Consider the following 26286-nt stretch of genomic DNA (forward strand, 5'->3'; position numbering starts at 1 on the left):
TGGTTGTCACCACCTTCCTAGGTTAGAGTTGATCTTGATTGCAGGACGGGGCCGCTTACACCATCAGGCCCCGTCCTGTCCAGCCCGGAGACCTGAGCATGACCGACGACCGCGACCGGCTGATCGACGCCGCCCTGACCCATGTCCCGTTCGAGGGGATGAACCAGCGCGCCATCGCCGCGGGCGCGCGCGACCTGGGCCTGTCGCCGGATCTGGCCCGCGCGCTGATCCCGCAGGGCGGCGCGGGGCTGGCCGCCGCCTATCACCGGCGCGGCGACGCGGCCCTGCGCGAGCGCCTTGCGTCCGCGCCCGTCGCGGGCCGGTTCCGCGACCGGGTGGCGGCGGCGATCTGGGAACGGCTTGCGCTGTCGGACCCCGAACTTGTGCGCGCGGGCGCGGCGGTCATGGCGCTGCCGCAGAACGCGGCGCTGGGCGCGCGGCTGACCTGGGAAACCGCCGACACGATCTGGACCGGGCTGGGCGACACCTCGGCCGACGTGAACTGGTGGACCAAGCGCGCGACGCTGGCCTCGGTCTGGGCGGCGGTGGTGCTGTACTGGCTGGGCGACCATTCGGACGGCAAGGCGGACACCCGCGCCTTCATCGACCGGCGGATCGAGGGGGTCATGCGGATCGAAAAGCTGAAGGCGCGGGCGCGCAAGCTGCCGGGCGCGGCGGCGCTGGCCGATCTGGCGACCGGCTGGATCCGCAAGCCTGCCCCGTCCCGCGCCCCGGGCCGGTGGCGCGCGCGAAAGGACCGCGCATGAGCGGCGAGGCGATCAGGCTGGGCCTGCCGCCCGAGATGGACGTGATCGAGATCACCGGCCCCGGCGGCCCCGAGGTCCTGACCCCCGCCCGCCGCCCGCTGCCGGCGCCCGGCCATGGCCAGATCCTGATCCGCGTCGCCTTCGCCGGGGTGAACCGGCCGGACGTGCTGCAACGCATGGGCGCCTATGCCCCGCCCCCCGGCGCGTCCGACCTGCCGGGCCTGGAATGTTCCGGCCATGTGGCGGCCATCGGTCCCGGCGTCACGCGCTGGCGGCCGGGCGACGCCGTCTGCGCGCTGCTGCCGGGCGGGGGCTATGCCGAGTATGCGCTGACCGCCGCCGACCACGCCCTGCCGGTCCCGACGGGGCTGTCGCTGCGCGAGGCGGCCTGCCTGCCGGAAACCTGCTTCACCGTCTGGTCCAACATCGTGATGCGCGGGGGGCTGCAGGCGGGCGAGCGCTTTCTGGTCCACGGCGGGTCGTCGGGAATCGGCACCACCGCGATCCAGATCGCCCGCGCCCTGGGCGCGCGCGTCTGGGCGACCGCCGGCAGCGCCGAGAAATGCGCGGCGGTCGAATCGCTGGGCGGCACCGCCATCCACTATCGCACCGAGGATTTCGTCGCGGTGCTGCGCGCCGAGGGCGGGGCCGACCTGATCCTGGACATGGTGGGCGGCGACTATATCGCGCGCAACCTCAAGGCGCTGGCCGACGACGGGCGGCTGGTCTTCATCGCGTTCCTGGGCGGCCCCAAGGCCGAGGTGAACTTTGCCCCGGTGATGACGCGGCGCCTGACGATCACCGGATCGACGCTGCGCCCGCAGTCGGACCTGGCCAAGGCCCGCATCGCCGAGCAGCTGCGCCAGCACGTCTGGCCGATGGCCGAGACGGGCCGCCTGCGCCCCGTCATGGACCTGGAGTTTCCCCTGGCCGACGCCGCCGCCGCCCACGCCCGGATGGAAGGCGGCGCGCATATCGGCAAGATCGTCCTGCGGGCCGGGGGCGCGTGAGCCAACGGCGACGACAGGCGCGGCTGATGATCCCGCACCACCGGCCCACAGCCGCGCCCGGTCTGGTGCGGCGTGGTCTGCCACGCTCAACGGCGGTCCCGCCTGTTGCGTGACCCCGCCTGTCCGGACAGATCCTGACCCTTGGCCAGGGCGCGTCGCCTGCCGGCAAGCCTGCGGGGACGGGGCACGGCCCAGGTCAGGGGACGCCTTCAGCGGCGGCGGCTCAGCCGGGCGCCTCGACCAGCATCCGGGCGCCGCAGTCGCGCCGGATGTCGGGGGCACAGGCGCGCGGGTCCATGGCCCGCGTCAGGCAGATGCGGACCTCGTCCAGCCGGCCGTCGTCGCAGGTCACGGTGATCGCGTCGCGGGTCAGGCGGGGGTTCACGTCGATGAACGCGTCCTCGATCACCGCGGCGTCCAGCCGCACGTCGCGCGGCAGCATCGCCAGCACGGGCGGGATGCGCACGCCCCCGGCGGCCGCGCGGACCGTGCGATAATAGCCGGCCGCCGACAGGCCCGAGCAGCGGCCGTGCTTGCGCCACTGGTGCCAGGCCAGCCCGCCCGACCCCATGATGTCGGCCATCGCCTGGCTTTCGCGCCGCGAGGGGTCGCGCTCGGCCGTGTCGCAATCGGCGGGCCAGCCGCGTTCGTACTGCGGCCACAGCCCATGCACGACGAACCCCGTCCGCCGCGCCGGATCGCACTGCGCCGCCTCGCCTGCCCGGCCCGTGGTCGCGCACCACGAGGGCGACCAGCTGAGCGCCAGCACCTGATAGTCGAACACCCCCGCGCGGTCGGCCGGCTGCGCCGGGGCCGCGCCGGGCGTCAGTGACAGGGCAAGGGCAAGCGCCAGGGCTGCGATGCGGATCATGGGCGCCACCCTAGCCGCCGGTCGGGCGGCGAAAAAGGGGGTTTGAAACCGGCCGCCATGGCCGTATATGAACAGCCAATTCCCCCGAAATTGAGGAATGGCACCCTGCCGCCCCGGTTTCCCGGACGTGAGAGATATTGCGAAGGAGCAATCGATGAACAAGCCGCTGATGGCCAAGGCCACCGCCGTCTGGCTGGTCGACAACACCACCCTCAGCTTCAAGCAGATCGCGGATTTCTGCGGCATGCACGAGCTTGAGGTGCAGGGCATCGCCGACGGCGACGTGGCCGCGGGGGTCAAGGGGTTCGACCCGGTGGCGTCCAACCAGCTGGACGAGAGCGAGATCGCGCGCGGCCAGAAGGACCCGACCTATACGCTCAAGCTCAAGCACAACCCCGCCGCCGAGGGCGAGGAGCTGCGCCGCGGCCCGCGCTATACGCCGCTCTCCAAGCGCCAGGACCGGCCGGCCGCGATCCTGTGGCTGGTCAAGTTCCACCCCGAACTGGCCGACGCGCAGATCAGCCGTCTGGTCGGCACGACCAAGCCCACCATCTCGGCCATCCGCGACCGCAGCCACTGGAACATCAGCAACATCACGCCCATCGACCCCGTGGCGCTGGGGCTGTGCCGCCAGTCGGAACTGGACGCCGCCGTGCAGAAGGCCGCCAAGTCCAAGCCCGAGGTGATGAGCGACGACGAGCGCCGCAAGCTGGTGTCCACCGAAAGCAGCCTTGCCATGCCCGACGAGCCGCGCCTGCCGTCCTCGATCGCGGGGCTGGAAAACTTCAGCCTGACGCGCGACGAGACCCGCCCCCCCCGCGACCTGGACGCCGACAGCTTCTTCAACCTGCCCGAGGCGGACGACGAGGACGAGGACGACGAGAAGTGAGGGGCAAGGGCGGTTGTGCCTTGCCTGTGCTTCGTGTCTAAGTTGCGTGACCTGTGACGGAGGGGTGCTGCCGGCAATGCCCGCTGGCGTGACCTGACACGCAAGACGGTGGTGCATGCAATGACCGGCCGCATGATCTCGGAACCGCTTCCGCATGAGGGCTGGTCGCGCCAGGTCCTGTCGATCCCGGACGCGATCATCGTTCCGCCGGTCGAGAACGCGCAGGAGTTCGGCGTCTGGGGTCCGGGCGGCGACTGCGCCCAAGCCGCCACGTGGCGGAACGACAAGCGGCTGGCGCTTCCCTTGTCGCGTGCGCCGGACCCCGCCAGTCGCCTGAAAGGCCGCCATCTCTGGGGCGGGATATTCTACGGCCACTTCGGGCACTTCATCGTCGAATCGATCTCTCGTCTCTGGGCGCTGGAAGGCGCCGACGTGCAAAGCGTGATCTTTGCCCCGCGCCACGAGGCCTTGAAGGATTTCCGGGGCTACCAGGCCGGTATTCTGGAATTGCTTCAGTTGGATGTTCCCGTCGCCATCCTGAGGCAGCCGACGCGCGTCGAAGAACTTCTCGTCTCGGGACAGGGATTCGGACTGGGCAAGATTTCCGTCGGGACGCCCGAGTTCAATGCCATGATCAGGGCAATGGCGGATCGCATCGAGCCGGATGGTCCCACCCACGTCTATGTGTCGAGGACCCGGTTCAATGGAAACGGCGGCGTTCTGGCCGAAGCGGCCATAGAACGGAACATGGTCGCGAACGGATACACGCCGGTCTATCCCGAGAAGATGTCCGTGGAACAGCAGCTCAAGCTTTTCAAGGCGGCCCGGAAAGTGGTCGGGCTTGATAGTTCCGCGTTTCACATGTTCGGATTTGTCGCCCGCCCGGATCAGGAGGCGGCAATCATCCTTCGCCGCAGCCATGACGCCTATCTGCACCTCGTCGCGCAGCTTGAAAGCGTGATGGGCAAGCCGCCCGTAATTGTCGCTGCGGTTCTGGCGGACTGGATGACAGAGCGGCAGAAGATGGCGAACCATGTCACATGGGGCGAAATCGACCACGCGGTCCTTGCCCAGAGATTGGAGCAGGACGGGTTCATCGCGTCCGCCAAGGACTGGACCGCGCCGTCTGCCGATGAACTGCACGCGGCGATAGAAGCAGCCTCGACCAAAAGCCAATCCTGTGTTGTCCGCCGCGCGGCGCGCACGTGATGGAACCCAAGGGAAGCAACCGATGCAGATAGTTGGCGTTTGCCGTTTTTCGATGCTGGGCCGGGGCGACTGGAAAGCATACCGCAATCAGCCCGACGAGGCGCTGGAAACCATCTATGCGGAAAAGGCTGCCGAGCTTTTCACGCCGGAAAGGATGGAGGCGCGGTTCGCGACATTCCTCAACCTGACCCTGGCGTCGGTCGCGGCGCAATCCGATCAGGACTTTCGATTCCTCGTGATGTCCTCCGATCGGATGCCGGCACCGTATCAGGATCGCCTGCGGGCGATGTGCGCGGCCTTTCCGCAGGTGGTCCTGCGCTTTCTGCCGCCGATGCACGTTTCCGAGGCGCAAAAGCAGATCATGGCCGAGGAAGGTATCGAGCTGGCCGACTGCTTGCAGTTCCGTCTGGACGACGATGATTGCGTCTCGCGTGAATTCGTTCGCCGCCTGCGCCGGGTGGGCCGGATGAACGAAAAGCAGGCCATTCTGGGCGTCAGCTTCAGCCAGCAGTATTACTGCGTGACGGACGGCCCGACCCGCGGCGTTTACAACTGGTATAGCCCCTTCTTCAGCGCGGGCGCGACGATCAGGCACCCGCGGCACACGGTCTTCGACTATGGCCATTTCCAGATTCCGCGCCGGATGTATGCGATCACCGACCCGCATTTCCCCAATCTCGTGACGCACCGTGGCGACAACGACACCCCCCGGCATGCGGCTGAAATCCTCAAGAAACGGGGAATGTACCCGGCCCCCGCCGATGAGGTTGCCGATGTGTTCGCCAAGCATTTCACCTTCATCACGCCCAAGGGACTGGCCGCATGCGGCCTTGACCACCTGATCCAACTGGATGGATCGCCCCAACGCGAGCGTCGCGCCGCATCGGCGTAATCGCCCTGACTGCCACCGGCGACCATCCGTGCCGGTCACGGCCTGCGGACGGCGCAGGGCTGATCTGACAGGCGCGTCGGCAAGTCCCCAACGCAACCGCAAGGCGGTGTGGCCTCAGCCGGCGTCCGCCGGGCCTGCCATCCTCACCAGCTCATACACCAGGTCCAGCGCCTCGCGGGCGCTCAGGCTGTCGGGGTGGACGGCCCGCAGCCGGGCCTCGACGGCCGAGGGGCGGGGCGGGGGCGCGGGGGCGGCGGCGGCGGCGCGGAACAGCGGCAGGTCGTCGATCAGCGCGGCGGGGCGGGCGCCGCCCTCGCGCGCGCCCGATTCCAGCGCGGCCAGGATCGTCCGGGCGCGGTCCACGACCGAAGGCGGCAGGCCCGCCAGCCGCGCCACCTGCACGCCATAGCTGCGGTCGGCCGCGCCGCGGCGGACCTCGTGCAGGAAGATGACCTCGCCCTGCCATTCGCGCACGGCGACGGTGGCGTTGTCCACGCCGTCCAGCCGCGCGGCCAGCTGGGTCAGTTCGTGGTAGTGGGTCGCAAACAGCGCCCGGCAGCGGTTGGCGGCGTGCAGATGCTCCAGCACCGCCCAGGCGATCGACAGCCCGTCCCAGGTCGCGGTGCCGCGCCCGATCTCGTCCAGGATCACCAGCGCGCCCGCGTCGGCCTGGTTCAGGATCGCCGCGGTTTCCACCATCTCGACCATGAAGGTTGACCGCCCCCGCGCCAGGTCGTCGGCGGCCCCCACCCGGCTGAACAGCTGCGTGACAAGGCCGACATGGGCGTGCGCGGCCGGCACGAAGGCCCCCGCCTGCGCCAGCACGGCGATCAGCGCGTTCTGCCGCAGAAAGGTGGACTTGCCCGCCATGTTCGGCCCGGTCAGCAGCCAGATCGCCGGGGTGTCGCCGGTCGTCAGGGCGCAGTCGTTGGCGACGAAGGGCTGGCCCTTGCGCTTGAGCGCGCGTTCCACGACCGGGTGGCGGCCGCCCTGGATCACGAAGGCGCGGCTGTCGTCCACTAGCGGGCGCGTCCACCCCTCGCCCGTCGCCAGATCGGCAAAGGCCGCGGCCACGTCGATGTCGGCCAGCGCGCGCGCGGCCTGGCCCACGGGACCGGCCGCGTCCAGCACGGCGCGGGACAGGCGAGCAAAGATCGCGCGCTCGATCTCCAGCGCGCGGTCGCGGGCGTTCAGGATGCGGGTTTCCAGTTCAGACAGCGCGACCGTGGTGAAGCGGATCTGGTTGGCCGTGGTCTGGCGGTGGATGAAGCGGTCCGACAGGGGCTGTGCCAGCATCCGTTCGGCGTGGGTCGCGGTCGTCTCGATGAAATAGCCCAGGACGTTGTTGTGCCGGATCTTCAGCCCGGGGACGCCGGCCTGCTCGGCATAGTCGGCCTGCATCCGGGCGATGACGCCGCGCCCCTCGTCGCGCAGGGCGCGCGTCTCGTCCAGGTCGGCATCAAAGCCCGCGGCGACGAACCCGCCGTCGCGGGTCAGCAGCGGCGGCTCGGCCACCAGCGCGTCGTCCAGCAGGCCGATCAGCGCATCGTGGCCCACAAGGTCGCGCGCGGCGTGGGCCAGCAGCCCCTCGGCGCCCTCCAGCAGCGCAGCGATCTGCGCCGCCGCCGCCAGGCCTGCGCGGATCGCGCCCAGATCGCGCGGCCCGCCCCGGTCCAGCGCCAGCCGCGAGATCGCGCGGTCCATGTCGGGCACCCGCGCCAGCGCCGCGCGCAGGTCGGCCGTCAGTCGCGGGTCGTTCACCAGCCACGCGACCGCCGCCTGCCGCGCATGGATCACCGCCAACTCGCGGCTTGGCGCGCTGATCCGCCGGTCCAGCAGCCGCGCGCCCGGTGCCGTCACGGTGCGGTCGATGGCGGCCAGCAGCGACCCCTCGCGCCCGCCCGACAGTGCCTGCGTCAGTTCAAGGTTGCGCCGGGTGGCGGCGTCGATCTGCACCACGCCCGCGCCGCTTTCGCGCACCGGGGGCAACAGCCGCGGCATCCGGCCGCGCTGCGTCAGCTCGAGATAGTCGGCGATGGCCCCCATTGCCGCCAGCTCGGCCCGCGAAAAGCTGCCGAAGCCGTCCAGCGTGTCCACGCCATAGGCCGCGCACAGCCGCCGCACCGCCGCGGTGCTGTCAAAGCTGCCGGCGGCCAGCTCGGTCAGCGCGACGCCCGCGTCGGCCGCAAGGTCCTCCAGCCCGCTGCCCTCGGCCACCAGCAGCTCGCGCGGGGCGTGGCGGGCCAGCTCGGGCGCCAGCCGCGCCAGCGGACAGGGGGACACCCGCAGCGCCCCGGTCGAGATGTCCACCCACGCCAGCGCCGCATCCCCGCGCAACGTGGCGAAGGCCGCCAGAAAGTTGTGGCGCCGCGCCTCGAGCAGCGATTCCTCGGTCAGGGTGCCGGGCGTGACCAGCCGCACCACGTCGCGGGCGACGACGGATTTCGCGCCCCGCCTGCGCGCCTCGGCCGGGTCCTCGATCTGCTCGGCGATGGCCACGCGAAAGCCCTTGCGGATCAGCGTCAGCAGATAGGATTCGGCGGCATGGACGGGCACGCCGCACATCGGGATCGGCTGGCCCAGATGCGTGCCGCGTTTCGTCAGCGCGATGTCCAGCGCCGCGGCGGCGGCCACCGCGTCGTCAAAGAACATCTCGTAGAAATCGCCCATGCGATAGAACAGCAGCGCGCCGGGGTTCGCCTGCCGGATCGCAAGATACTGGGCCATCATGGGGGTCGGCTGGTCGGTCATCGGGGGCCTTGGATCGGGCTTGTCGGGCGCGGGACGGTTCTTTCTAGTGGCACCCGGACGCGATGGAAACCAAGGGGACGGCAATGGGACACGGCTATGACACGGGGCGGCTGAACCTGCCGTTCGTCGGGATCTCGACCTTTGGCAAGCGGCCCTATGTCGGGGACTGGTCGGCCATCGACGCGGACGCCGCGATCCTGGGCGCGCCGTTCGACTTCGGCACGCAGTTCCGGGCAGGCGCCCGCTTTGGTCCCCGCGCGGTGCGCGAGGCCTCGACCCTGTTCAGCTTCGGCCACGCCGGCGCCTATGACCACGAGGACGACGCGACCTATCTGGGCGCGGACGTGCGGATCGTGGACATCGGCGACGCCGACATCGTCCACACCGACACCGAGACCAGCCACGCCAACATCGAGACGGGCGTGCGCGCCATCCTGGACGCGGGCGCGCTGCCGGTGGTGATCGGGGGCGATCATTCCATCAACATCCCCTGCATCCGCGCCTTCGAGGGGCGCGGCCCGATCCACATCCTGCAGATCGACGCGCATCTGGATTTCGTCGACGTGCGCCATGGCGTGCGCCACGGCCACGGCAACCCCATGCGCCGGGCGGCCGAACGGGGCCATGTGACGGGCCTGACCCAGCTTGGCATCCGCAACGTCAGCTCGACCGCCCGCGACGGGTACGAGGCCGCGCGCGCCATGGGCAGCGACATCCTCTCGGTGCGTCAGGTCCGCGCGCTGGGGACGCAAGGGCTGCTGGACCGCATCCCCGCGGGCGCGCGGCTGTACGTCACCATCGACATCGACGGGTTCTGCCCATCCGTCGCGCCGGGCACCGGCACGCCCTCGCACGGGGGGTTTCTCTACTACGAGGTGCTGGAGATCCTGCAGGGCGTCGCCCGCCGCCACGACATCGTGGGGGTGGACCTGGTCGAGGTCGCGCCCGACTATGACCATTCGGGATCGACGGCGATCCTGGCGGCGCAGGTCCTGCTGAACCTGTTGGGCTTCATCTTCCACGCGCGGGCGATCCGTTAGGGCACGCGCCGTGGCCCTGCGGCGGTGCCGCGTCCGGGCGCCGCCGCAGGGCCACGCGGCGGCAGCATGGCGCAGGCGGGCCGCGGCCCTGCCCCATGAAAAAACCCGCGCCCAAGGCGCGGGTTCATCCGGTCCGAAGCGGCCTGAGGATCAGGCGGCGGCGGGGGCCGCGGCGGGCCGGGTCCCGGCGGCGGCTTTCGCCTGGGCCACGATGGCGTTGAACGCCTCGGGCTCGTGCACGGCCAGGTCGGCCAGCACCTTGCGGTCCACCTCGATTCCGGCCTTGGACAGCGCGGCGATGAAGCGGGAATAGGTCATCTCGGCATCCACCGCGCGGACGGCGGCGTTGATGCGGGCGATCCACAGCGCGCGGAAGTTGCGCTTGCGCACCTTGCGGTCGCGGGTCGCATATTGCAGCGCCTTGTCCACGGCCTGGGTGGCGGTGCGGAAGTTGCGCGAACGGTTGCCGTAATAGCCCTTGGCGGCGTCAAGGACCTTCTTGTGGCGGGCATGGGTGACCTTGCCTGATTTAACGCGGGACATGGTTCAGATCCTCTCAGCGGTCATAGGGCATGTATTTCTTGACGATCTTCGCGTCCGGCTCGGACAGGATCATCGTCCCCGTCACGTCGCGGATGAATTTCGTCGAACGCTTGATCATGCCGTGGCGCTTGCCCGCCGGACCGGCCTTGACCTTGCCGCTGGCCGTCATCGAGAACCGCTTCTTCGCGGCCGACTTGGTCTTCATCTTCGGCATTTTCGTCTCCTTGTCAGAGTGATCGTGCGACTCGGCAATGCCAATCGGCCGGCCGCACGGGGTCGAAGCGCGCGCTATAGCGGCGCGCAGCGGCAAAGGCAACCGATTACAGCTGGATCTGGCCGCCGACCAGCCGCTGCCAGGCCAGGCCCAGGTCCTGGACCCGGAACGGCGTGGGGTCCATCCACGCGCCCCACAGCATGGCCGCAAGCCCCGCGACAAAGGCGATGGCCGCCGCGCGCGGCGGTTCCGTGCGCGCCAGGGCGGCAATCGCCAGGATAACGGACAGCGCCATCAGCGCGGTGCCGGTCAGAATCAGGATGTCGGACATGGGACCACCGAATACGTCGTTTGTCCTGCGGCCTTATTCCGGGTCGGTGCTATAGATCAACCGCTCGTCGCACGGAGCGACCCTAAGTATGTTGGTCGATCCGCTGGTGTTGAACGGAACCCCGGCCAGAACGACGATCTGGCGGGTCTCGTCGGCGAACTCGAACTCGCGCGCGGCCTTGGCGGCGTTCACGACGGCCTGCTTGAACCGGCTGAGCTCGGGGACCAGCACGCAATGCGTGCCCCAGACCAGGCACATGCGCCGCAGAACGCCGGGCAGCGAGGTCAGCGCCAGGATCGGCACGCGCGGCCGCTCGCGCGCGGTCAGCCGGACGGTGGTGCCGGACTGGGTATAGGCGCAGATCGCGGCGATGTCGGTGGTCTCGGCGATCTCGCGCGCGGCGACGGCGATGCTGTCGGCGACGGTCTCGCGGTTGTGGATGCTGCGGGTGCTGTCGATGATCGTGCGATAGGTCGGATCGCCCTCGACCGACCGGGCCACCGCGTCCATGGTCAGCACCGCCTCGACCGGATAGCGGCCGGCGGCGGATTCGGCCGACAGCATGACCGCGTCGGCGCCCTCGTAGATGGCATTGGCGACGTCGCTGACCTCGGCCCGCGTGGGCATCGGGCTTTCGATCATGCTTTCCAGCATCTGCGTCGCCACGATCACCGGCTTGGCACATTGCCGGCATTCGGTGACCAGCCGTTTCTGGATCGGCGGGACCGAATGCACCGGCAGTTCCACCCCCAGGTCGCCGCGCGCCACCATGATTCCGTCCGACACCTTCAGGATCTCGGCGAAGGCCTGCACCGCGGCGGGCTTTTCGATCTTGGACAAAATCGCCGCGCGCCCGCGGGCCAGGTCGCGCGCCTCGATCACGTCCTCGGGGCGCTGCACGAACGACAGCGCCAGCCAGTCCGCGCCCAACTCGCAGGCGAACTCCAGGTCGGCGCGGTCCTTGTCCGACAGCGCGGCCAGCGGCAGCACGACGTCGGGCACGTTCACGCCCTTGCGGTTCGAGATGGTGCCCCCGGCCGTGACCACGCAGTCGGCGAAGGCGGGACCGCAGGCCTGGACGCGCAGCCGGATCTTGCCGTCGTTGACCAGCAGCCGCGACCCCGGCGACAGCGCCGCGAAGATTTCCGGGTGCGGCAACTGCACCCGCGCCCCCGTGCCCGGCGCGGGGTCCAGGTCAAAGCGAAAGGCGTCGCCCTCCTCCAGGTCATGCGCGCCCGCGGCAAAGACCCCCACGCGCAGCTTGGGGCCCTGCAAATCGGCCAGCACCGCGATCGGGCGGCCCGTCTCGGCCTCGACCGCGCGGATGATGTCATAGCGCGCCCGCTGCTCGGCATGGGTGCCATGGCTCATGTTCAGGCGGAACACGTCGGCGCCGGCGTCGAACAGCGCCCGGATGGTGGCGTGGTCGCCCGACGACGGGCCCAGTGTCGCCACGATCTTGACGTTGCGGTGTCGTCTCATCCCGTCCCCCATCGGCTGCGGCCCGTTAGCGTTAACCTCTCCGCGTTATGTCGGAAAGCGCGCCACGCGGCAACTGGCGCCGGGCCGGGCACGCGACTATAGCAGGGGCGCAATGGATGACAGAGCCATGACGGATCAGGCGTTTGTGATCGCGGGCGGCGACCGGGCGGGGCGCTGGCTGGTCACCTGCGACCACGCCAGCAACCATGTGCCCGACTGGGTCGGCGGCGGCGATCTGGGGATCGCGCCCGACGACATGGCCCGCCACATCGCCTGGGACGTGGGGGCCGAGGGACTGGCGCGCGCGCTGGCCGACCGGCTGGACGCCCCGGCGATCCTGTCGCGGTTCTCGCGGCTGGTGATCGACCCCAACCGGGGCGAGGACGACCCCACCCTGCTGATGCGGCTTTACGACGGCACCGTGATCCCCGCCAACCGCCGCGCGGACGCAGCCGAGCGGGAACGCCGGCTAGACCGGCTGCACCGCCCCTATCACGCGGCGCTGGCGGGGCTGGCGGCGGCGCACCCGGCGCGGGCGATCTGCGCCGTCCACAGCTTCACGCCGCAGCTGCGCGGCCGCCCGCCGCGCCCCTGGCTGCTGGGCATCCTGTATTCCCACCGGGATGAACGCCTGGGACCGGCGATGGTGCAGGCCTGTCGCGATCAGGGCTGGGTGACGGGCGCCAACGAACCCTATGCCGGTCATCTCCAGGGCGATTCCATCGACCGCCACGCGCTGTCCCACAGCCGCCCCAACCTGCTGATCGAGGTCCGCAACGACCTGATCCGCGACGCGGCGGGCCAGACCCTGTGGGCGGACCGGCTGGCGCCCCTGCTGCAACGGGTGCTGGCCGACAGCGGGCTATAGCACGCGGGCGTTCTTCCTTGCAAAAAATATCCCGGGGTCCGGGGCAGCGCCCCGGTTCGGGACGGCCGGGATCGCGCCCCCGCGGTCAGGCGGCCTTGACGTCCTGCGCTGCGGCCAGCACGGCGTGCAGCGCGACGGGGTCGTCGTTGGCGCGCAGCTTGGCGCGCAGGTCGGCGTCGCGCAGGGTGCGGCTGACCAGCGCCAGCGCCTTCAGATGCTCGACCCCCGGCGAGTCGGGGGCCAGCAGCGCGAACACCAGATCGACCGGCTGGCGATCCACCGCGTCGAAGTCCATCGCCTTGTCCAGCCGCAGGAACAGCCCCGCCACGCGGTCCAGCCCCGGAATGCGCGCGTGCGGCAGCGCGACACCGTGACCCACGCCGGTCGCCCCCAGGCTTTCGCGTTCCTGCAGGGAATCCAGCGTCCGCGCCGCGTCCAGCCCATAGGCGGCCGCGGCCATGTCCGCCAGATCGTGGAACAGGCGCTTCTTTGAACTGACCTGAGCCTGCGACCGCACGGCCGCAGGGGAGAGAATGTCACTGATGCGCATCGTGGCCTTGACCTCATCGCCCCCGACGGGCGGCTTGACGGCCGGCCGCGGCAGGGCGGCCGGCGTTTCATTCATGCGGCGCGGGTTCCCCGTGCCGCAGGGCCGGGGTCACGCCAGGTTGCGCGGGTCGATCCAGCCCACATTGCCGTCGTCACGGCGGTGGACGACATTGACGCCGCCATGCTTCTCGTTCCGGAACACAAGCAGGGGCGCGCCCGCCAGTTCCATCTGCATCACCGCGTCGCCCACCGACAGGGTCGGCACCCGCGTCTCCATCTCGGCCACGATGATCGGCTGCAACCCGGTCTCGCCCTGCGATTCCCAAGTTTCCTCGTCGGCGTCGAGCACATAGCTGGCTGCCCCCGCGTATTCAACCGGCTCGGTCCGGTCCTGGTGGTGGTCCTTCAGCCGGCGCTTGTAGCGGCGCAGCTGCTTGTCCATGCGCTCGCGGCACTTCTCGAACGCGGCATAGATGTTGTCGGCGTCCTGACCCTTGGCCTGCACGGTCAGGCCGGTGGACAGATGCACCACCGCATCGCAGATCAGATTGTGCGCATCGCGCGAAAAGATCACCATGGCGTCGGTGGGCCGCTGCGAATACTTCGCCACGGTCTCGTCCACTTCGGTCTTGACGTGCGACTGCAGCGCCTCACCGACATCGATCTGCTTGCCACTGATCTGATAGCGCATCTTGCATCCTTTCCCTGCGCCGCGGGGCCGGCGCCACGGAATGCGGCGCGCTGCTGCGGCCCGGCAGCCTGGACAGCGTGGCGCATCGCGCGGGATGCGGGATGCGCCCGCATCTGTGCAGTTGAGTGCAGCGCGCGAAGGCTGTCAACGCCTTGACGTGGCGCCCGATCCGACAGGTGGCGACCCGCCCCCGCAGCGTGCCCCGGACCCGCGCATTCCGGCCCGCCGCGGCCTGCGGCTCAGCCCATCGAGAAGCCTTCGCCCAGATAGACCTCGCGCACCTGGGGGTCGGCCACGATCTCGGCCGCGGTGCCCGAGCGCAGGACATGGCCGTCGTGCAGGATATAGGCGCGGTCCACGATCCCCAGTGTCTCGCGCACGTTGTGGTCGGTGATCAGCACCCCGATGCCGCGGGTCTTCAGGTCGTGGACCAGCACGCGGATCTCGCTGACCGCGATCGGGTCCACCCCGGCGAAGGGTTCGTCCAGCAGCAGGAACGCGGGGTCCGAGGCAAGGCAGCGCGCGATCTCGACGCGCCGCCGCTCGCCCCCCGACAGCGCCAGGGCGGGCGCGGCACGCAGATGGCCGATCGAGAAATCGCCCAGCAGCTCCTCCAGCCGGTCGCGGCGGCGATGCGCCTGCGGCAGCACCACCTCCAGCACGGCCATGATGTTCTGCTCGACCGTCAGGCCGCGAAAGATCGACATTTCCTGCGGCAGATAGCCGATGCCCATGCGCGCGCGCCGGTACATCGGCAGCCGCGTGGCGTCCTGGCCGTCGATCAGCACCTGCCCCGCGTCGGGCACGTTCAGCCCCGCGATGCAGTAAAAGCAGGTGGTCTTGCCCGACCCGTTCGGACCCAGCAGCGCCACGACCTCGCCCCGCGCCAGCGTCAGCGACACGTCGCGGATCACGGGGCGGCTGCGCCATGCCTTGCGCACCCGCAGGACCGCAAGGCCGGCGCCGGACTGGGGTGCGGCCATCAGTTGCCGCCGGGCTGCAGAACGCTGCGGACGCGCCCCTGCACCTGCGCGGTGCCGTCCGACAGGTTGACCTGCATCCGTTCGCCCGACAGGACATTCTGGCCCTGCGTCATCACCACGTCCCCGGTCAGCGTCACGGTGCCGGTGGCGACGTCATAGACCGCCTCGGCCGCCTCGGCCGCGTCGGGGCCGTTGACCAGCGTGACGCCGCCGGTGGCGGTCAGCGACTGGATCGTCTGCTGGCCGCCCGCGGCATAGGTCACCGTGACCTTGTCGGCGCTGAGCCGCATGGCCCCCTGCCCGATCAGCACATTGCCGGTGAACACCGCCTGCCCGCTGGACTGGTTCACCGTCAGCGTGTCGGACGTCATCTCGACCGGGGCCGAGGTGTCGGCCCGGGTTCCGCCAAAGGCGATGGTCTGGGCCGCCGCGGGACCCGTCAGCGCCAGCACGGCGGGCAGGGCGAAAAGGGTGATGATACGCAGCATGGCGGGCCCCTGACCGGATCACGGCTGGTATAGCAGACGGACGCCGCCGTTCAATTCAAGAACATGCGCGCCCTCCGGGCCCCGCGACAGCACCATGCCCCCTGCCGTCAACCGGCCGAACGGGGCCAGCGCCGCGACCTGCGCGGGCGCCGACAGCCGGTCGGTCGCGGTGTCGGCGGTCATGGCGGGGGCGGTCAGCACCCAGCCCGACGACAGCGTCGCCCGCACCCCCTGCGCCAGGGTGATGCGCCCGGTGTCCAGCGTCGCGGCCCCGGCCGTCACCGACGCGGCCAACCCGTCCGGCGCCCGCCAGTCCAGCATGACCTGGCTGGCGCTGCCGCTGTCGCCCGCCGGGTCCGCGCGCGCCGCCCGCAGCGTCAGCGTCGCGCCGCCCGCGGTGACGCCGGCATAGTCGGGCGCGGTCATGCCCGGCCGGGCGGTGCGGTCGCCCGCGGCGCCGTCCGCGTAGGGGATCGCCCTTTCGGGGTCGGGCGAGCGGCCCAGCAGGAACAGCCCCGACAGGATCGCCAGCGCCGCCAGCGGCAGCAGCACGCGCAGCCAGCGAATGACCCGCGTGTGGTCCATTCAGACGATGCCGGCGCGCAGGCAGTCGTGGATGTGCAGGATGCCCGCGGGCCGCTCGTCCCGGACCGCGAACAGGCAGGTGATCTTGCGGTCCTGCATCTGCGCCAGCGCGGTTTCGGCCAGCGCGTCGGGGGCGATGGTGCGCGGGTCGCGGGTCATGACCTCGGCCGCGCTGCGGTCGAGCAGCCCGTCCATGTGGCGCCGCAGGTCGCCGTCGGTGATGATGCCGACCAGCCGGCCGTCCGCGTCGGTCACGCCGGTCACGCCAAAGCCCTTGGCGCTGATCGTCAGCAGCGCGTCGGCCATGGGGGCGTCGCGGTCCACCAGCGGCATGTCGGCGTGCATCAGGTCGCCCACCTTCGCCAGCCGCGCGCCCAGCTTGCCGCCGGGGTGAAAGGTGCGGAAATGCTCGGGCGTGAACTTGCGATGCTCCATCAGCGCGACCGCCAGCGCGTCGCCCAGGGCCAGCGTCATGGTGGTCGAGCTGGTCGGCACGATTCCGGTCCCGCAGGCCTCGGGCGCGGGGGGCAGCAGCAGCGCAACATCGGCCTGGCGCAGCAGGGTGGACCCCTCGCGCCCCGCGATCCCGATCAGCGGGATGGAAAAGCGGCGGGTGTGGGCGACGATGTCGGCGATCTCGGGCGTCTCGCCGCTGTTGGACAGCACCATCGCCACGTCGCCCGCCGTCACCATGCCCAGGTCGCCGTGGCTCGCCTCGGCGGGGTGGACGAACTGCGCGGGCGTCCCGGTGCTGGCCAGCGTGGCCGCGATCTTGCGTCCGACATGGCCCGACTTGCCCATGCCCGACACCACGACGCGCCCGGTGGCGTCCAGGATCAGCCGCATGGCGTCCACGAAGGGCTGCCCCAGGCTGTGTTCCAGCAGGGTCAGCGCCTCGGCCTCGGTGCGGACGACGCGGCGGGCGGTGGCCAGATAGGCGTCCATCTCGGCCGGCCTAGTGATGGAAGATGTCGTGGTCATCGCCCCAGCCCAGCAGGTCCAGCCGGGCGCGGGTGGGCAGGAAGTCAAAGCAGGCCTGCGCCAGTTCGGTCCGCCCCTCGCGCGCAAGGCGCTGTTCCAGCGCCAGCATCAGCGGATGCAGATGCAGCACGTCCGACGCGGCATAGTCCAGTTGCGCCGGGGTCAGCACCTCGGCCCCCCAGTCGCTGGTCTGCTGCTGCTTGGAGACGTCCACGCCCACCAGTTCCGACAGCAGGTATTTCAGCCCCTGCCGGTCGGTGAAGGTCCGCACCATCTTGGACGCGATCTTGGTGCACCAGACCGGCGCGGTCAGCACGCCGAAGGCGTTGTAAAGCACGGCGATGTCGAAGCGGCCGAAATGGAACAGCTTCAGCACCGCCGGGTCGGCCAGCATCCGTTCCAGGTTCGGGGCGGACCGCTGGCCCTTGCCGATCTGGACCAGATGCGCGTGGCCGTCGCCCGACGACAGCTGCACCAGGCACAGCCGGTCGCGGCGCGGGTCCAGGCCCATCGTCTCGGTGTCGATGGCCACGACCGGGCCAAGGTCCAGCCCCTCGGGCAGGTCGTGCTGGTGCAGGTGAACGGTCATCGCGGTCCTTTCGGGGTTGCGCCGGGTTAGCCCCGCCGGCGCCCCCCCGTCAAGGAATCGCGGCGGGGAAGAAGGGGACGGGGCGACGGCTCACGTCCCCTCGCCCCCGGTCGCCCCCCAGCATTCGCCGGTCACATAGGATGCCTCGTCGCTGGCCAGCAGCACATAGAGGGGCGCGATCTCGACCGGCTGGCCGGCGCGGCCCAGCACGGAATCGGCGCCGAACTCGGGCAGCTCGTCCTTGAACTGGCCGCCCGACACCTGCAGCGCGGTCCAGAACGGGCCCGGCGCCACGGCGTTCACGCGGATGCCCTTGGGCGCAAGCTGCTTGGCCAGCGCCTGCGCGAAGGCCCGGTTGGCCGCCTTGGTCTGGGCATAGTCGAACAGGTGCGAGGACGGCGAGAACGCCTGCACCGACGAGGTGATGATGATCGAGGCGCCCTTTTTCAGATGCGGCAGCACCTGCTGGGTGATCCAGAAATGGGCGTAGATGTTGGTCTTCATCGTGTCGTCGAACTGCTTGGACGTGATGTCGGCGATGGACTTCTGCGCCTGCTGCATCCCGGCGTTCAGCACCAGCACCTCCAGCCCGCCAAGCTGGCGGACGGCCTCGTCCGCGACCGCGCGCGCCGCCGCCTCGTCGCTCAGGTCTGCGGGCAGGGCGACAGCCTTGCGGCCCTCGGCCTCGATCAGCCGGATCACGGTCTGCGCGTCCTGTTCGTCCTTGGGGTGATAGGCGATGGCCACGTCCGCGCCCTCGCGCGCAAAGGCGATGGCGGCGGCGCGGCCGATGCCGCTGTCGCCGCCGGTGATCAGCGCGCGCTTGCCCGTCAGCCGGTCGCGGCCCTTGTAGCTTGTCTCGCCGTGGTCGGGCTGCGGCGTCATCTTTTCGGCCAGCCCCGGCCAGGGCTGCTGGTCGTCGGAATACGGGTTCAGCGGCAGGTCCGGGTTCTCGATCGCGCCGGCGCGGTGGGGGGGCAGAACGGGATCGGTCTTTTCCTGAGACATGGGAGGGGGCCTTTCGCGCGGGGGTTCGGCGATCAACGTCGTGCCCCCGCCTGCGTTCCCTCGTCCGGCCCGGCGCAGGGGGGCGTTGCCGCCCCCTGCCGGACAGTGGGATGGGATGAGTTCGTCATCCCCCCGGGCGCCATGCCAATGTCGCCGCCCTGATGATCAGGTTGGAACACATTCGTGTGGCTTGGATCGCTTATTTGCGAATGTCGATCACGCTGACCGCTTTGTCGCTATCGGTCACAAGCCAACCGCCGAACGTGCTATTGCTGACGGACAGATCGAACGGAAGGCCGTTGAATACGAGGATCACGGTTCCTGATTCGCAACTGCTGGTGCCGACAATTATCGGCCTGCCGTCCCTTTCGGTCACGCCCTGCGAGGTGACAGTGCAGGGCCGCGGCCCCTGGAAACCACGGATAGCTGCGCCCATGCCGAGAATGACTGCGGCGGCGCTGATGACGATGGTTCGGACTTTCACGGGGGCGCTCCATGGAAGCAACGGCAGGTTTCTACGAGCTAGCCTCGTGGATGATTGATACCACAAGAGGGGAACGCGCCCCCGCCTGCGTTCCCTCGTCCGGCCCGGCGCAGGGGGCGCTGCCGCCCCCTGCCCGCCTATTCCGCCGGCACCGCCGCCAGGTCGCCCGTGTCGGCCAGCGGATGCTTGAGATGCGGCAGCATCTCGCGCGGGCAAAGCTGCAGGAAATGCCCGCGCTCGCGCTCCCAGTCCGACAGGATGTCGGCGGCGCGCCGGCTGCCCGTCTCGGCCAGGTGCCGCTCGATCAGGCCCTTCAGCTGCGTCTCCCAGTGGGCCTGGGTGACGGCGCAGGTGACCAGCGTCTCGTCGTTCAGATACGAGGGCGCCACCCCGTCGGGGTCATAGAGATACGCCATCCCCCCCGTCATCCCCGCGCCGAAGTTCGCGCCGATGCGGCCCAGGATCACCGCGACGCCGCCGGTCATGTACTCGCAGCCGTTGCTGCCGCAGCCCTCGATCACCACCGACGCGCCCGAGTTGCGGACCGCAAAGCGTTCGCCCGCCCGGCCGGCGGCGAACAGGAACCCGGCCGTCGCCCCGTACAGCACGGTGTTGCCGATGATGGTGTTGTCGGCGGCCACCAGCGGGCTGTCCATCGGCGGGCGGACGGTGATGATGCCGCCCGACAGGCCCTTGCCCACATAGTCGTTGGCGTCGCCCGTGACCTCGATCTTCAGCCCCGGTGCTGCAAAGGCGCCCAGCGACTGCCCGGCCGATCCGGTCAGACGGACCGTCAGGTGGTCGGGCTGCAAGCCGTTGCGCATCCCGTATTTCTGCACGATCAGGCTGGACGTGCGGGTGCCGATGGTGCGGTGGGTGTTGCGGACCGCATAGGACAGCTGCATCTTCTCGCCGTCCTCGAAGAACCGCGCGGCGTCGCGGGCGATTTCCGCGTCCAGCGTGTCCAGCACCGCGTTGCGCGGGCGGGTGCGGTCATAGACGATCTTGTCGGACCCATCGACGGTGATCAGCAGCGGGTTCAGGTCCAGATCGTCCAGATGCGCCGAGCCGCGCGACACCTGCGTCAGCAGGTCCGCCCGCCCGATCACCTCGTCAAGCGACCGCGCGCCGATGGACGCGAGGATCTCGCGCACCTCCTGCGCGTAGAAGGTGATGAGGTTCACGACCTTGTCGGCGGAACCCGTGAACATCGCCCGCAGCCGTTCGTCCTGGGTGCAGACGCCGACCGGGCAGGTGTTCGACTGGCATTGCCGCACCATGATGCAGCCCATGGCGATCAGGGCGGCGGTGCCGATGCCGTATTCCTCGGCCCCCATCATCGCCGCCATGACCACATCGCGGCCCGTCCGCAACCCGCCGTCGGTCCGCAGCGTGACGCGGTCGCGCAGGCGGTTCATGGCCAGGACCTGATGCGCCTCGGTCAGCCCCATCTCCCACGGCAGGCCCGCGAACTTGATCGAGGTCGCGGGGCTGGCCCCGGTGCCGCCGTTGTGGCCGGAGATCAGGATGATGTCGGCCTTGGCCTTGGCCACGCCCGCCGCGATGGTGCCGACGCCCGACCCCGCCACCAGCTTGACGGTGATCTTGGCGCGCGGGTTGATCTGCTTGAGGTCATAGATCAGCTGCGCCAGATCCTCGATCGAGTAGATGTCGTGATGCGGGGGCGGCGAGATCAGCGTGACCCCCGGCGTCGAATGGCGAAGCCGCGCGATCAGGCTCGTGACCTTCATCCCCGGCAACTGCCCGCCCTCGCCGGGCTTGGCGCCCTGGGCCACCTTGATCTCCAGCTCCTCGCAGGCGTTCAGGTATTCGGCGGTGACGCCGAAGCGCCCCGAGGCCACCTGCTTGATCTTGGCGCAGGGGTTGTCGCCGTTGGGCAGCGGATGGCTGTGCGCCGGGTCCTCTCCGCCCTCGCCCGAATCGGACTTGGCGCCGATCCGGTTCATGGCGATGTTCAGCGTCATGTGCGCCTCGGGCGACAGCGCCCCCAGCGACATGCCGGGCGTCACGAAGCGCTTGCGGATCGAGGTGATCGATTCCACCTCCTCGATGGGCACGGGCTTGCCCAGCGCCTTGATGTCCAGCAGGTCGCGGATGTGGATCGGCGGGTTCGCCCGCATCGCGCCGGAAAACTGCTTCCAGATCTCGTAGGACGCCTTTTCGCAGGCGACCTGCAGCAGGCGCATGGTGTTGGCCTCCCACGCATGCTTTTCGCCGGTCCGCCGGGCCTTGTAGAACCCGCCGATGGGCAGCAGATCGCCCGCCGGCGCGTGCCAGCCCTTGTGGTGGATGTCTTCCAGCTTGGCTTGCAACCCGTGCAGACCGATGCCCGAGATGCGGCTCTGCATGCCCGGGAAGAACTCGGCCACCATGGCGCGGCTCAGGCCCACCGCCTCGAAGTTCAGGCCGCCGCGATAGGACGACAGGACGGAAATCCCCATCTTCGCCATGATCTTCAGCAGGCCGCCGTCGATGGCGTCGCGATAGCGGCGCATCGCGTGGATCAGGTCGCCCTTCAGCAGGCCGCGCTCGATCCGGTCGGCGATGGTGTCCTGCGCCAGATAGGGGTTCACCGTGGTCGCGCCGCAGCCGATCAGCACGGCGAAATAATGCGGGTCGATGCATTCGGCGGACCGCACGTTCAGCGAACAGAAGGTCCGCAGCCCCTTGCGCGTCAGCCACGAATGGACCGCGCTGGTCGCCAGGATCATCGGCAGGCCGATCCGGTCGGGCCCCTGATGCTCGTCGGTCAGCACGATCTGGCCCGCGCCCGAGCGCACCGCGTCCTCGGCCTCGGTGCGGATGCGGGCCAGCGCCTCGGCCATCGCCTCGGGCCCGGCGCCGTCCGGGAAGGTGCAGTCGATCCACGTCACCGCGTCGCCGAACATCCGCACGACCTCGGCCAGTTCGCCACTGGCCAGGAACGGCGTCTCCAGCAGCGTGATGTCGGTGTGCTTGGACGATTCATCCAGCACGTTCTTGAGGTTGCCGAACCGCGTCTTGAGGCTCATCACCCGCGTCTCGCGCAGGCTGTCGATCGGCGGGTTGGTCACCTGGCTGAAGTTCTGGCGGAAGAAATGGCTCAGCGGCCGGTACTGCGCCGACAGCACCGCGGGCGGCGTGTCGTCGCCCATGCTGGCCAGCGCCTCCTTGCCGTCCTCGACCATGGGCGCCAGCACCGTCTCGATCTCCTCGACGGTATAGCCGGCGGCGATCTGGCGGCGGCGCAGCGCGTCGCCGCGGTGCGTCACGGGTTCGGGCAGGTCGGCCAGCATCGCGCCGGGCTGGACCACCTTTTCCACCCAGTCGCCAAAGGGCTGGCTGGCGGCCAGGCGGTCCTTGATCTCGCGGTCGTGGTAAAGGCGGCCGTCCACCATGTCGACGGCGATCATCTGCCCCGGCCCCAACGCGCCCTTTTCGCGCACGGTGGATTCCGGGACCGGCACCATCCCCACCTCGGAGCCCGCGATCAGCAGGTTGTCGGTGGTCACGACATAGCGCATCGGGCGCAGGCCGCTGCGGTCCAGCCCCCCGCAGACCCAGCGCCCGTCGGTCATCGCCAGCGCGGCGGGGCCGTCCCACGGCTCCATGATGGAATTGCAATAGGCGTACATGTCCGCCCAGGCCCTGGGCATGTCGGTGGTGGCCTTGGACCAGGCCTCGGGGACCATGATCGACTTGACCATCGGCGCGTTGCGGCCGGACCGGACCAGAACCTCGAACACGGCGTCCAGCGCGGCGCTGTCGGACGACCCGCCCGGCACGATCGGCTTGATGTCCTCGGCCATGTCGCCGAACGTCGCGGACGCCATGCGGATCTCGTGGCTTTTCAGCCAGTTGAGGTTGCCCTTCAGCGTGTTGATCTCGCCGTTGTGGGCCAGCATGCGGAACGGCTGGGCCAGCCACCACTGCGGGAAGGTGTTGGTGGAATAGCGCTGGTGATAGATGGCGAAGGCGGACTCGAACCGCGCGTCCTTGAGGTCGGGATAGAACTCGGCCACCTGCTCGGCCAGCATCATGCCCTTGTAGATGATCGACCGGCAGGACAGCGTGCAGATGTACATCCCCGCGATCTGGGCGGCGACGGCCGCGCGCTCGATCCGGCGGCGGATGATGTACAACTCGCGCTCGAACGCCTCGTGGTCGATGTCCTTCTCGCAGCGGATCAGGATCTGCTCGATCTCGGGGCGGGTGGCGTTGGCCTTTTCGCCCAGCACGGCGGTGTTCACCGGGACGTGGCGCCAGCCGTAGATGTAATGGCCCATCCGCAGCACCTCGGTCTCCACGATGGTGCGGCAGCGTTCCTGCGCGGAAAAATCCGTCCGTGGCAGGAACACCTGGCCCACGGCGATCAGCTTTTTCGGATCGGGCCGGTGGCCGGTGCGATGGACCTGGTCGTAAAAGAACGGCACCGGGATCTGGACGTGGATGCCCGCGCCGTCGCCGGTCTTGCCGTCGGCGTCCACCGCGCCGCGGTGCCAGACCGCCTTCAGCGCGTCGATGCCGTTGTCCACCACCCGGCGCGAGGGCCGGCCGTCGATCGACACCACCAGCCCCACCCCGCAGGACGAATGCTCGTCCTCGGCCCGGTAAAGCGAGTTCTCGGACATCCACGCGCGGCGGATCTCTTCCTGCTGCTGCCAGTCGGTCATGTCGCGGCCTTTCGGGTTGCGCGCTGCGTCATCAGCATGTCGCAGTCATATTCGGGGGTGGTCGATCCAAAGCCCGGCTGTCCGGGCGCGATCAGGCGCATGGGCGTGTCGTTGCTGTCCTGCGTCTCGCCGGTCCAGTCGGTCGCCGTCTCGATGCCGCCGTAAAAGCGGCCCTGCTGGCGGTTGACGAACTGGCTGCCGTGGCGGTCGATCAGCAGGTCGCCCGTCTCGGAAAAGGTCTTCAGCGTGAAGGTCGTGACATCCAGGGCCACGCCGGAAATCGTCACCGTCTCGCCGGTCAGGCGATCCTCGCCGATGTGGCGCAGCCGCTCGCCCGTGTCGGACCGCGTCCAGAAATCGAAATCGTCGCGTCCGGTGCGCAGCAGCGTGGTCAGGCTGGCGTGGTCGGCCGCCTCCTCCTCCAGCCGGTCGGTCACGCCCGACACCAGGTCGGTGCTTTCCAGCCACCGCGTCTCGGCGTCGATGTGCGACTCCAGCACGCGGCCCTCGCGGGTGAAATACGTCACCCGCTGGTCGCCCGGCGCATCGCCGTCGCAGCGGTAATGCTGCGCCACCATGCAGGATCGCTGCTGGACGGTCAGCTCAAGCCGGCAGCCGGCCGGCGGCGTCCACGTGGCCGCGGCCGCCGGGCTGCCAAGCGCCATCGCCAGCGCCGCAAGGATGACGCCGGGCTTCACTGCGCCGCCATGCGCCCGGCGGCGCCCAGTTCGGCGGCGATGGCGTCGGCCGCCTCGCGCCCGTCGCGGATGGCCCAGACGACCAGGCTTGCGCCCCGCACGATGTCGCCCACGGCCCAGACACCGGGCAGGCTGGTCCGGTGGCTGCGGAAGTCGGCCTTGATGGTGCCCCAGCGCGTCACCTCAAGCCCGTCCACGCCCCACAGCTTCGGCAGGTCCTCGGCCTCGAACCCCAGCGCCTTGATGACCAGGTCGGCGGGCTCGTCATAGTCGGCGCCCTCGATCGGCTCGGGCGTCTGGCGGCCCGACACGTCCGGCGCGCCCAGGCGCATGCGCGTGACCCGCAGGCCCGCCACCGGCCCGGTCGAGCGGTCGGTGTCCGTCACGATCCGCGCGGGCGACAGCTTGGGGTTGTCGCCGATGCCGTCGCCGTCCACGTCGCCGCCGGCGTTCGCGACCTTGGATTCGTCGGCCACCGCCGCCTCGCCCGGGACATGGCCGGTGAAGGCGTTCGGGGCGGACAGCCAGACGAACTCGACGCCCTCTTCCTCGGCGTTCTGCACCTCGCGCTGCGAGCCGGGCATGTTGGCGCGGTCGCGGCGGTAGAGGCATTTCACGCTGGTCGCGCCCTGCCGGATCGCGGTGCGCACGCAGTCCATGGCGGTGTCGCCCCCGCCGATGACCACGACGCGCTTGCCGGCGGCGTTCAGCTCTCCGTCGGCAAAGTCGGGCACCTCGTCGCCCAGGTCGATCCGGTTGGAGGCCGTCAGATAGTCCAGCGCCGCCACGACCCCGCGCGCAGGCGCGTTGTCGAGGTCGAGGTCGCGGGTCTTGTAGACGCCGGTGGCGATCAGCACCGCGTCGTGCTTGCCGCGGATCGCGTCGAAGCTGATCGTGCGGCCGACATCGGCGTTCAGCACGTATTCGACGCCGCCCTCCTCGATCCAGCGGGTGCGGCGCTCGACCACGGGTTTCTCCAGCTTGAAGCCGGGGATGCCATAGATCATCAGCCCGCCCGCGCGGTCGTGGCGGTCGTAGATCGTGACCTGGAACCCCTGGCGGCGCAGCCGCTCGGCCGCGGACAGCCCGGCGGGCCCTGCGCCGATGATGCCGACGCTTTCGGGGCGCTCGGCCAGCGGGCGGATCGGCTCGACCCAGCCTTCCTCCCACGCGGTGTCGTTGATGTATTTCTCGATGGCGCCGATGGTGACGGTGCCGTGGCCCGACTGCTCGATGACGCAGTTGCCCTCGCACAGCCGGTCCTGCGGGCAGATGCGTCCGCAGATTTCCGGCAATGCGCTGGTTTCCTGGCTGCGCAGATAGGCCTCGTGCAGGCGCCCCTCGGCGGTCAGGCGCAGCCAGTCGGGGATGTTGTTGTGCAGCGGGCAGTGCGACTGGCAATAGGGCACGCCGCACTGCGAACAGCGGCTGGCCTGCTCGGCGGCCTTGGCGTCCGCGAACTCGCGGTAGATCTCGTGGAAATCCTCGGCGCGCTCGTCGGCGGCGCGCTTTTCGGGCATCTCGCGACCCAGGGTCACGAACTTCAGCATCGTCTGCATGGCCATCGGCTGCGTCCCCCGGTCGAATCGCTCGGGACGGCATTAAACCACGGCGTTAGGGGGATAAAGTCAGCTCGGCTGACCTATTGTGCAGAAAGTTCCGGCCCCTCAGCATTTGCTGGCGTGGCGCC

General features: G+C 69.9%; 25 protein-coding genes. 7 read left to right on the top strand and 18 right to left on the bottom strand.

Annotated features, from left to right (window positions below):
* Nucleotides 1-98 precede the first annotated feature (98 nt).
* Complete coding sequence (locus DPQ23_RS01210; protein WP_112872846.1) at nucleotides 99-767, top strand: COQ9 family protein; 669 nt, start codon at nucleotides 99-101, stop codon at nucleotides 765-767.
* On the top strand, nucleotides 764-1777 hold the full coding sequence (locus DPQ23_RS01215; RefSeq protein WP_240602287.1) for an NAD(P)H-quinone oxidoreductase: 1014 nt from the start codon (nucleotides 764-766) through the stop codon (nucleotides 1775-1777). Before DPQ23_RS01210 ends, DPQ23_RS01215 begins: the two co-directional genes overlap by 4 nt.
* Before the next feature lie 223 nt (nucleotides 1778-2000).
* Here the strand turns inward: DPQ23_RS01215 and DPQ23_RS01220 are convergent, their stop codons facing one another.
* A complete protein-coding gene (locus tag DPQ23_RS01220) occupies nucleotides 2001-2648 on the bottom strand; it encodes a ribonuclease T2 family protein (protein ID WP_112872847.1) in 648 nt (215 codons plus the stop codon).
* Nucleotides 2649-2802: 154 nt separating this feature from the next.
* On the opposite strand from DPQ23_RS01220, the gene DPQ23_RS01225 reads away from it, so the two are divergent.
* The 3 genes from DPQ23_RS01225 to DPQ23_RS01235 all read left to right on the top strand — a co-directional run bounded on the left by DPQ23_RS01225 (nucleotide 2803) and on the right by DPQ23_RS01235 (nucleotide 5638).
* Nucleotides 2803-3537, top strand: a complete 735-nt coding sequence (locus DPQ23_RS01225; protein WP_112872848.1) for a DUF1013 domain-containing protein — start codon at nucleotides 2803-2805, stop codon at nucleotides 3535-3537.
* A 132-nt stretch (nucleotides 3538-3669) separates the two neighbouring features.
* Complete coding sequence (locus DPQ23_RS01230) at nucleotides 3670-4746, top strand: glycosyltransferase family 61 protein (protein ID WP_162630597.1); 1077 nt, start codon at nucleotides 3670-3672, stop codon at nucleotides 4744-4746.
* The gene (locus DPQ23_RS01235; protein WP_240602288.1) at nucleotides 4721-5638 is read left to right on the top strand and encodes a glycosyltransferase; all 918 of its coding nucleotides are present in this window, start codon (nucleotides 4721-4723) and stop codon (nucleotides 5636-5638) included. Before DPQ23_RS01230 ends, DPQ23_RS01235 begins: the two co-directional genes overlap by 26 nt.
* A gap of 114 nt (nucleotides 5639-5752) precedes the next feature.
* Here the strand turns inward: DPQ23_RS01235 and mutS are convergent, their stop codons facing one another.
* Nucleotides 5753-8389: a DNA mismatch repair protein MutS gene (gene mutS, locus DPQ23_RS01240; protein WP_112872851.1), complete on the bottom strand. Its 2637-nt coding sequence runs from the start codon at nucleotides 8387-8389 to the stop codon at nucleotides 5753-5755.
* Nucleotides 8390-8472: 83 nt separating this feature from the next.
* Between mutS and speB the strand changes: the two genes are divergently transcribed.
* Nucleotides 8473-9429 (top strand): agmatinase, encoded by a 957-nt coding sequence (speB, locus tag DPQ23_RS01245; RefSeq protein WP_112872852.1) that lies wholly within the window; start codon nucleotides 8473-8475, stop codon nucleotides 9427-9429.
* A gap of 150 nt (nucleotides 9430-9579) precedes the next feature.
* On the opposite strand, the gene rplT is transcribed toward speB, so the two are convergent.
* From rplT to pyk, 4 genes are all read right to left on the bottom strand, one after another.
* On the bottom strand, nucleotides 9580-9972 hold the full coding sequence (gene rplT, locus DPQ23_RS01250; protein ID WP_112872853.1) for a 50S ribosomal protein L20: 393 nt from the start codon (nucleotides 9970-9972) through the stop codon (nucleotides 9580-9582).
* Between the two features lie 13 nt (nucleotides 9973-9985).
* Nucleotides 9986-10186, bottom strand: coding sequence for a 50S ribosomal protein L35 (rpmI, locus tag DPQ23_RS01255; RefSeq protein ID WP_112872854.1), 201 nt, complete (start codon nucleotides 10184-10186; stop codon nucleotides 9986-9988).
* Nucleotides 10187-10292: 106 nt separating this feature from the next.
* Entirely contained in the window at nucleotides 10293-10517 is a 225-nt protein-coding gene (locus tag DPQ23_RS01260) for a hypothetical protein (RefSeq protein ID WP_112872855.1), read from the bottom strand.
* Between the two features lie 33 nt (nucleotides 10518-10550).
* Nucleotides 10551-11999 carry a pyruvate kinase gene (gene pyk, locus DPQ23_RS01265; RefSeq protein ID WP_112873297.1) on the bottom strand — a complete coding sequence of 483 codons (1449 nt, stop codon included), beginning with the start codon at nucleotides 11997-11999 and terminating at the stop codon, nucleotides 10551-10553.
* A gap of 127 nt (nucleotides 12000-12126) precedes the next feature.
* Here pyk and DPQ23_RS01270 point away from each other — a divergent pair, with 127 nt between their 5' ends.
* On the top strand, nucleotides 12127-12867 hold the full coding sequence (locus DPQ23_RS01270) for an N-formylglutamate amidohydrolase (protein WP_112872856.1): 741 nt from the start codon (nucleotides 12127-12129) through the stop codon (nucleotides 12865-12867).
* An 85-nt stretch (nucleotides 12868-12952) separates the two neighbouring features.
* Here the strand turns inward: DPQ23_RS01270 and DPQ23_RS01275 are convergent, their stop codons facing one another.
* The 12 genes from DPQ23_RS01275 to DPQ23_RS01325 form a co-directional block, all read right to left on the bottom strand.
* The gene (locus DPQ23_RS01275; protein WP_112873298.1) at nucleotides 12953-13417 is read right to left on the bottom strand and encodes a PTS sugar transporter subunit IIA; all 465 of its coding nucleotides are present in this window, start codon (nucleotides 13415-13417) and stop codon (nucleotides 12953-12955) included.
* Nucleotides 13418-13525: 108 nt separating this feature from the next.
* Nucleotides 13526-14107 carry a ribosome hibernation-promoting factor, HPF/YfiA family gene (gene hpf, locus DPQ23_RS01280; protein ID WP_112872857.1) on the bottom strand — a complete coding sequence of 194 codons (582 nt, stop codon included), beginning with the start codon at nucleotides 14105-14107 and terminating at the stop codon, nucleotides 13526-13528.
* Between the two features lie 239 nt (nucleotides 14108-14346).
* Entirely contained in the window at nucleotides 14347-15090 is a 744-nt protein-coding gene (lptB, locus tag DPQ23_RS01285; protein ID WP_112872858.1) for an LPS export ABC transporter ATP-binding protein, read from the bottom strand.
* The gene (gene lptA / locus DPQ23_RS01290; protein ID WP_112872859.1) at nucleotides 15090-15578 is read right to left on the bottom strand and encodes a lipopolysaccharide transport periplasmic protein LptA; all 489 of its coding nucleotides are present in this window, start codon (nucleotides 15576-15578) and stop codon (nucleotides 15090-15092) included. Before lptA ends, lptB begins: the two co-directional genes overlap by 1 nt.
* Before the next feature lie 18 nt (nucleotides 15579-15596).
* On the bottom strand, nucleotides 15597-16163 hold the full coding sequence (locus DPQ23_RS01295; RefSeq protein WP_112872860.1) for a hypothetical protein: 567 nt from the start codon (nucleotides 16161-16163) through the stop codon (nucleotides 15597-15599).
* The gene (locus DPQ23_RS01300) at nucleotides 16164-17108 is read right to left on the bottom strand and encodes a KpsF/GutQ family sugar-phosphate isomerase (protein WP_112872861.1); all 945 of its coding nucleotides are present in this window, start codon (nucleotides 17106-17108) and stop codon (nucleotides 16164-16166) included.
* A gap of 10 nt (nucleotides 17109-17118) precedes the next feature.
* Nucleotides 17119-17733, bottom strand: coding sequence for a ribonuclease D (locus DPQ23_RS01305; RefSeq protein WP_112872862.1), 615 nt, complete (start codon nucleotides 17731-17733; stop codon nucleotides 17119-17121).
* 90 nt (nucleotides 17734-17823) lie between these two features.
* On the bottom strand, nucleotides 17824-18741 hold the full coding sequence (locus DPQ23_RS01310) for an SDR family oxidoreductase (RefSeq protein ID WP_112872863.1): 918 nt from the start codon (nucleotides 18739-18741) through the stop codon (nucleotides 17824-17826).
* Between the two features lie 199 nt (nucleotides 18742-18940).
* Nucleotides 18941-19225: a hypothetical protein gene (locus DPQ23_RS15290; RefSeq protein ID WP_162630598.1), complete on the bottom strand. Its 285-nt coding sequence runs from the start codon at nucleotides 19223-19225 to the stop codon at nucleotides 18941-18943.
* 137 nt (nucleotides 19226-19362) lie between these two features.
* Nucleotides 19363-23898, bottom strand: a complete 4536-nt coding sequence (gene gltB / locus DPQ23_RS01315) for a glutamate synthase large subunit (protein WP_112872864.1) — start codon at nucleotides 23896-23898, stop codon at nucleotides 19363-19365.
* The gene (locus tag DPQ23_RS01320) at nucleotides 23895-24596 is read right to left on the bottom strand and encodes a hypothetical protein (protein ID WP_240602290.1); all 702 of its coding nucleotides are present in this window, start codon (nucleotides 24594-24596) and stop codon (nucleotides 23895-23897) included. The genes gltB and DPQ23_RS01320 overlap by 4 nt, the downstream gene beginning before the upstream one ends.
* The gene (locus tag DPQ23_RS01325; RefSeq protein WP_112872865.1) at nucleotides 24593-26161 is read right to left on the bottom strand and encodes an NAD(P)-dependent oxidoreductase; all 1569 of its coding nucleotides are present in this window, start codon (nucleotides 26159-26161) and stop codon (nucleotides 24593-24595) included. Before DPQ23_RS01325 ends, DPQ23_RS01320 begins: the two co-directional genes overlap by 4 nt.
* Nucleotides 26162-26286: the final 125 nt, after the last annotated feature.

This window comes from Paracoccus endophyticus (assembly GCF_003286075.1).
Taxonomy (GTDB): domain Bacteria; phylum Pseudomonadota; class Alphaproteobacteria; order Rhodobacterales; family Rhodobacteraceae; genus Paracoccus; species Paracoccus endophyticus.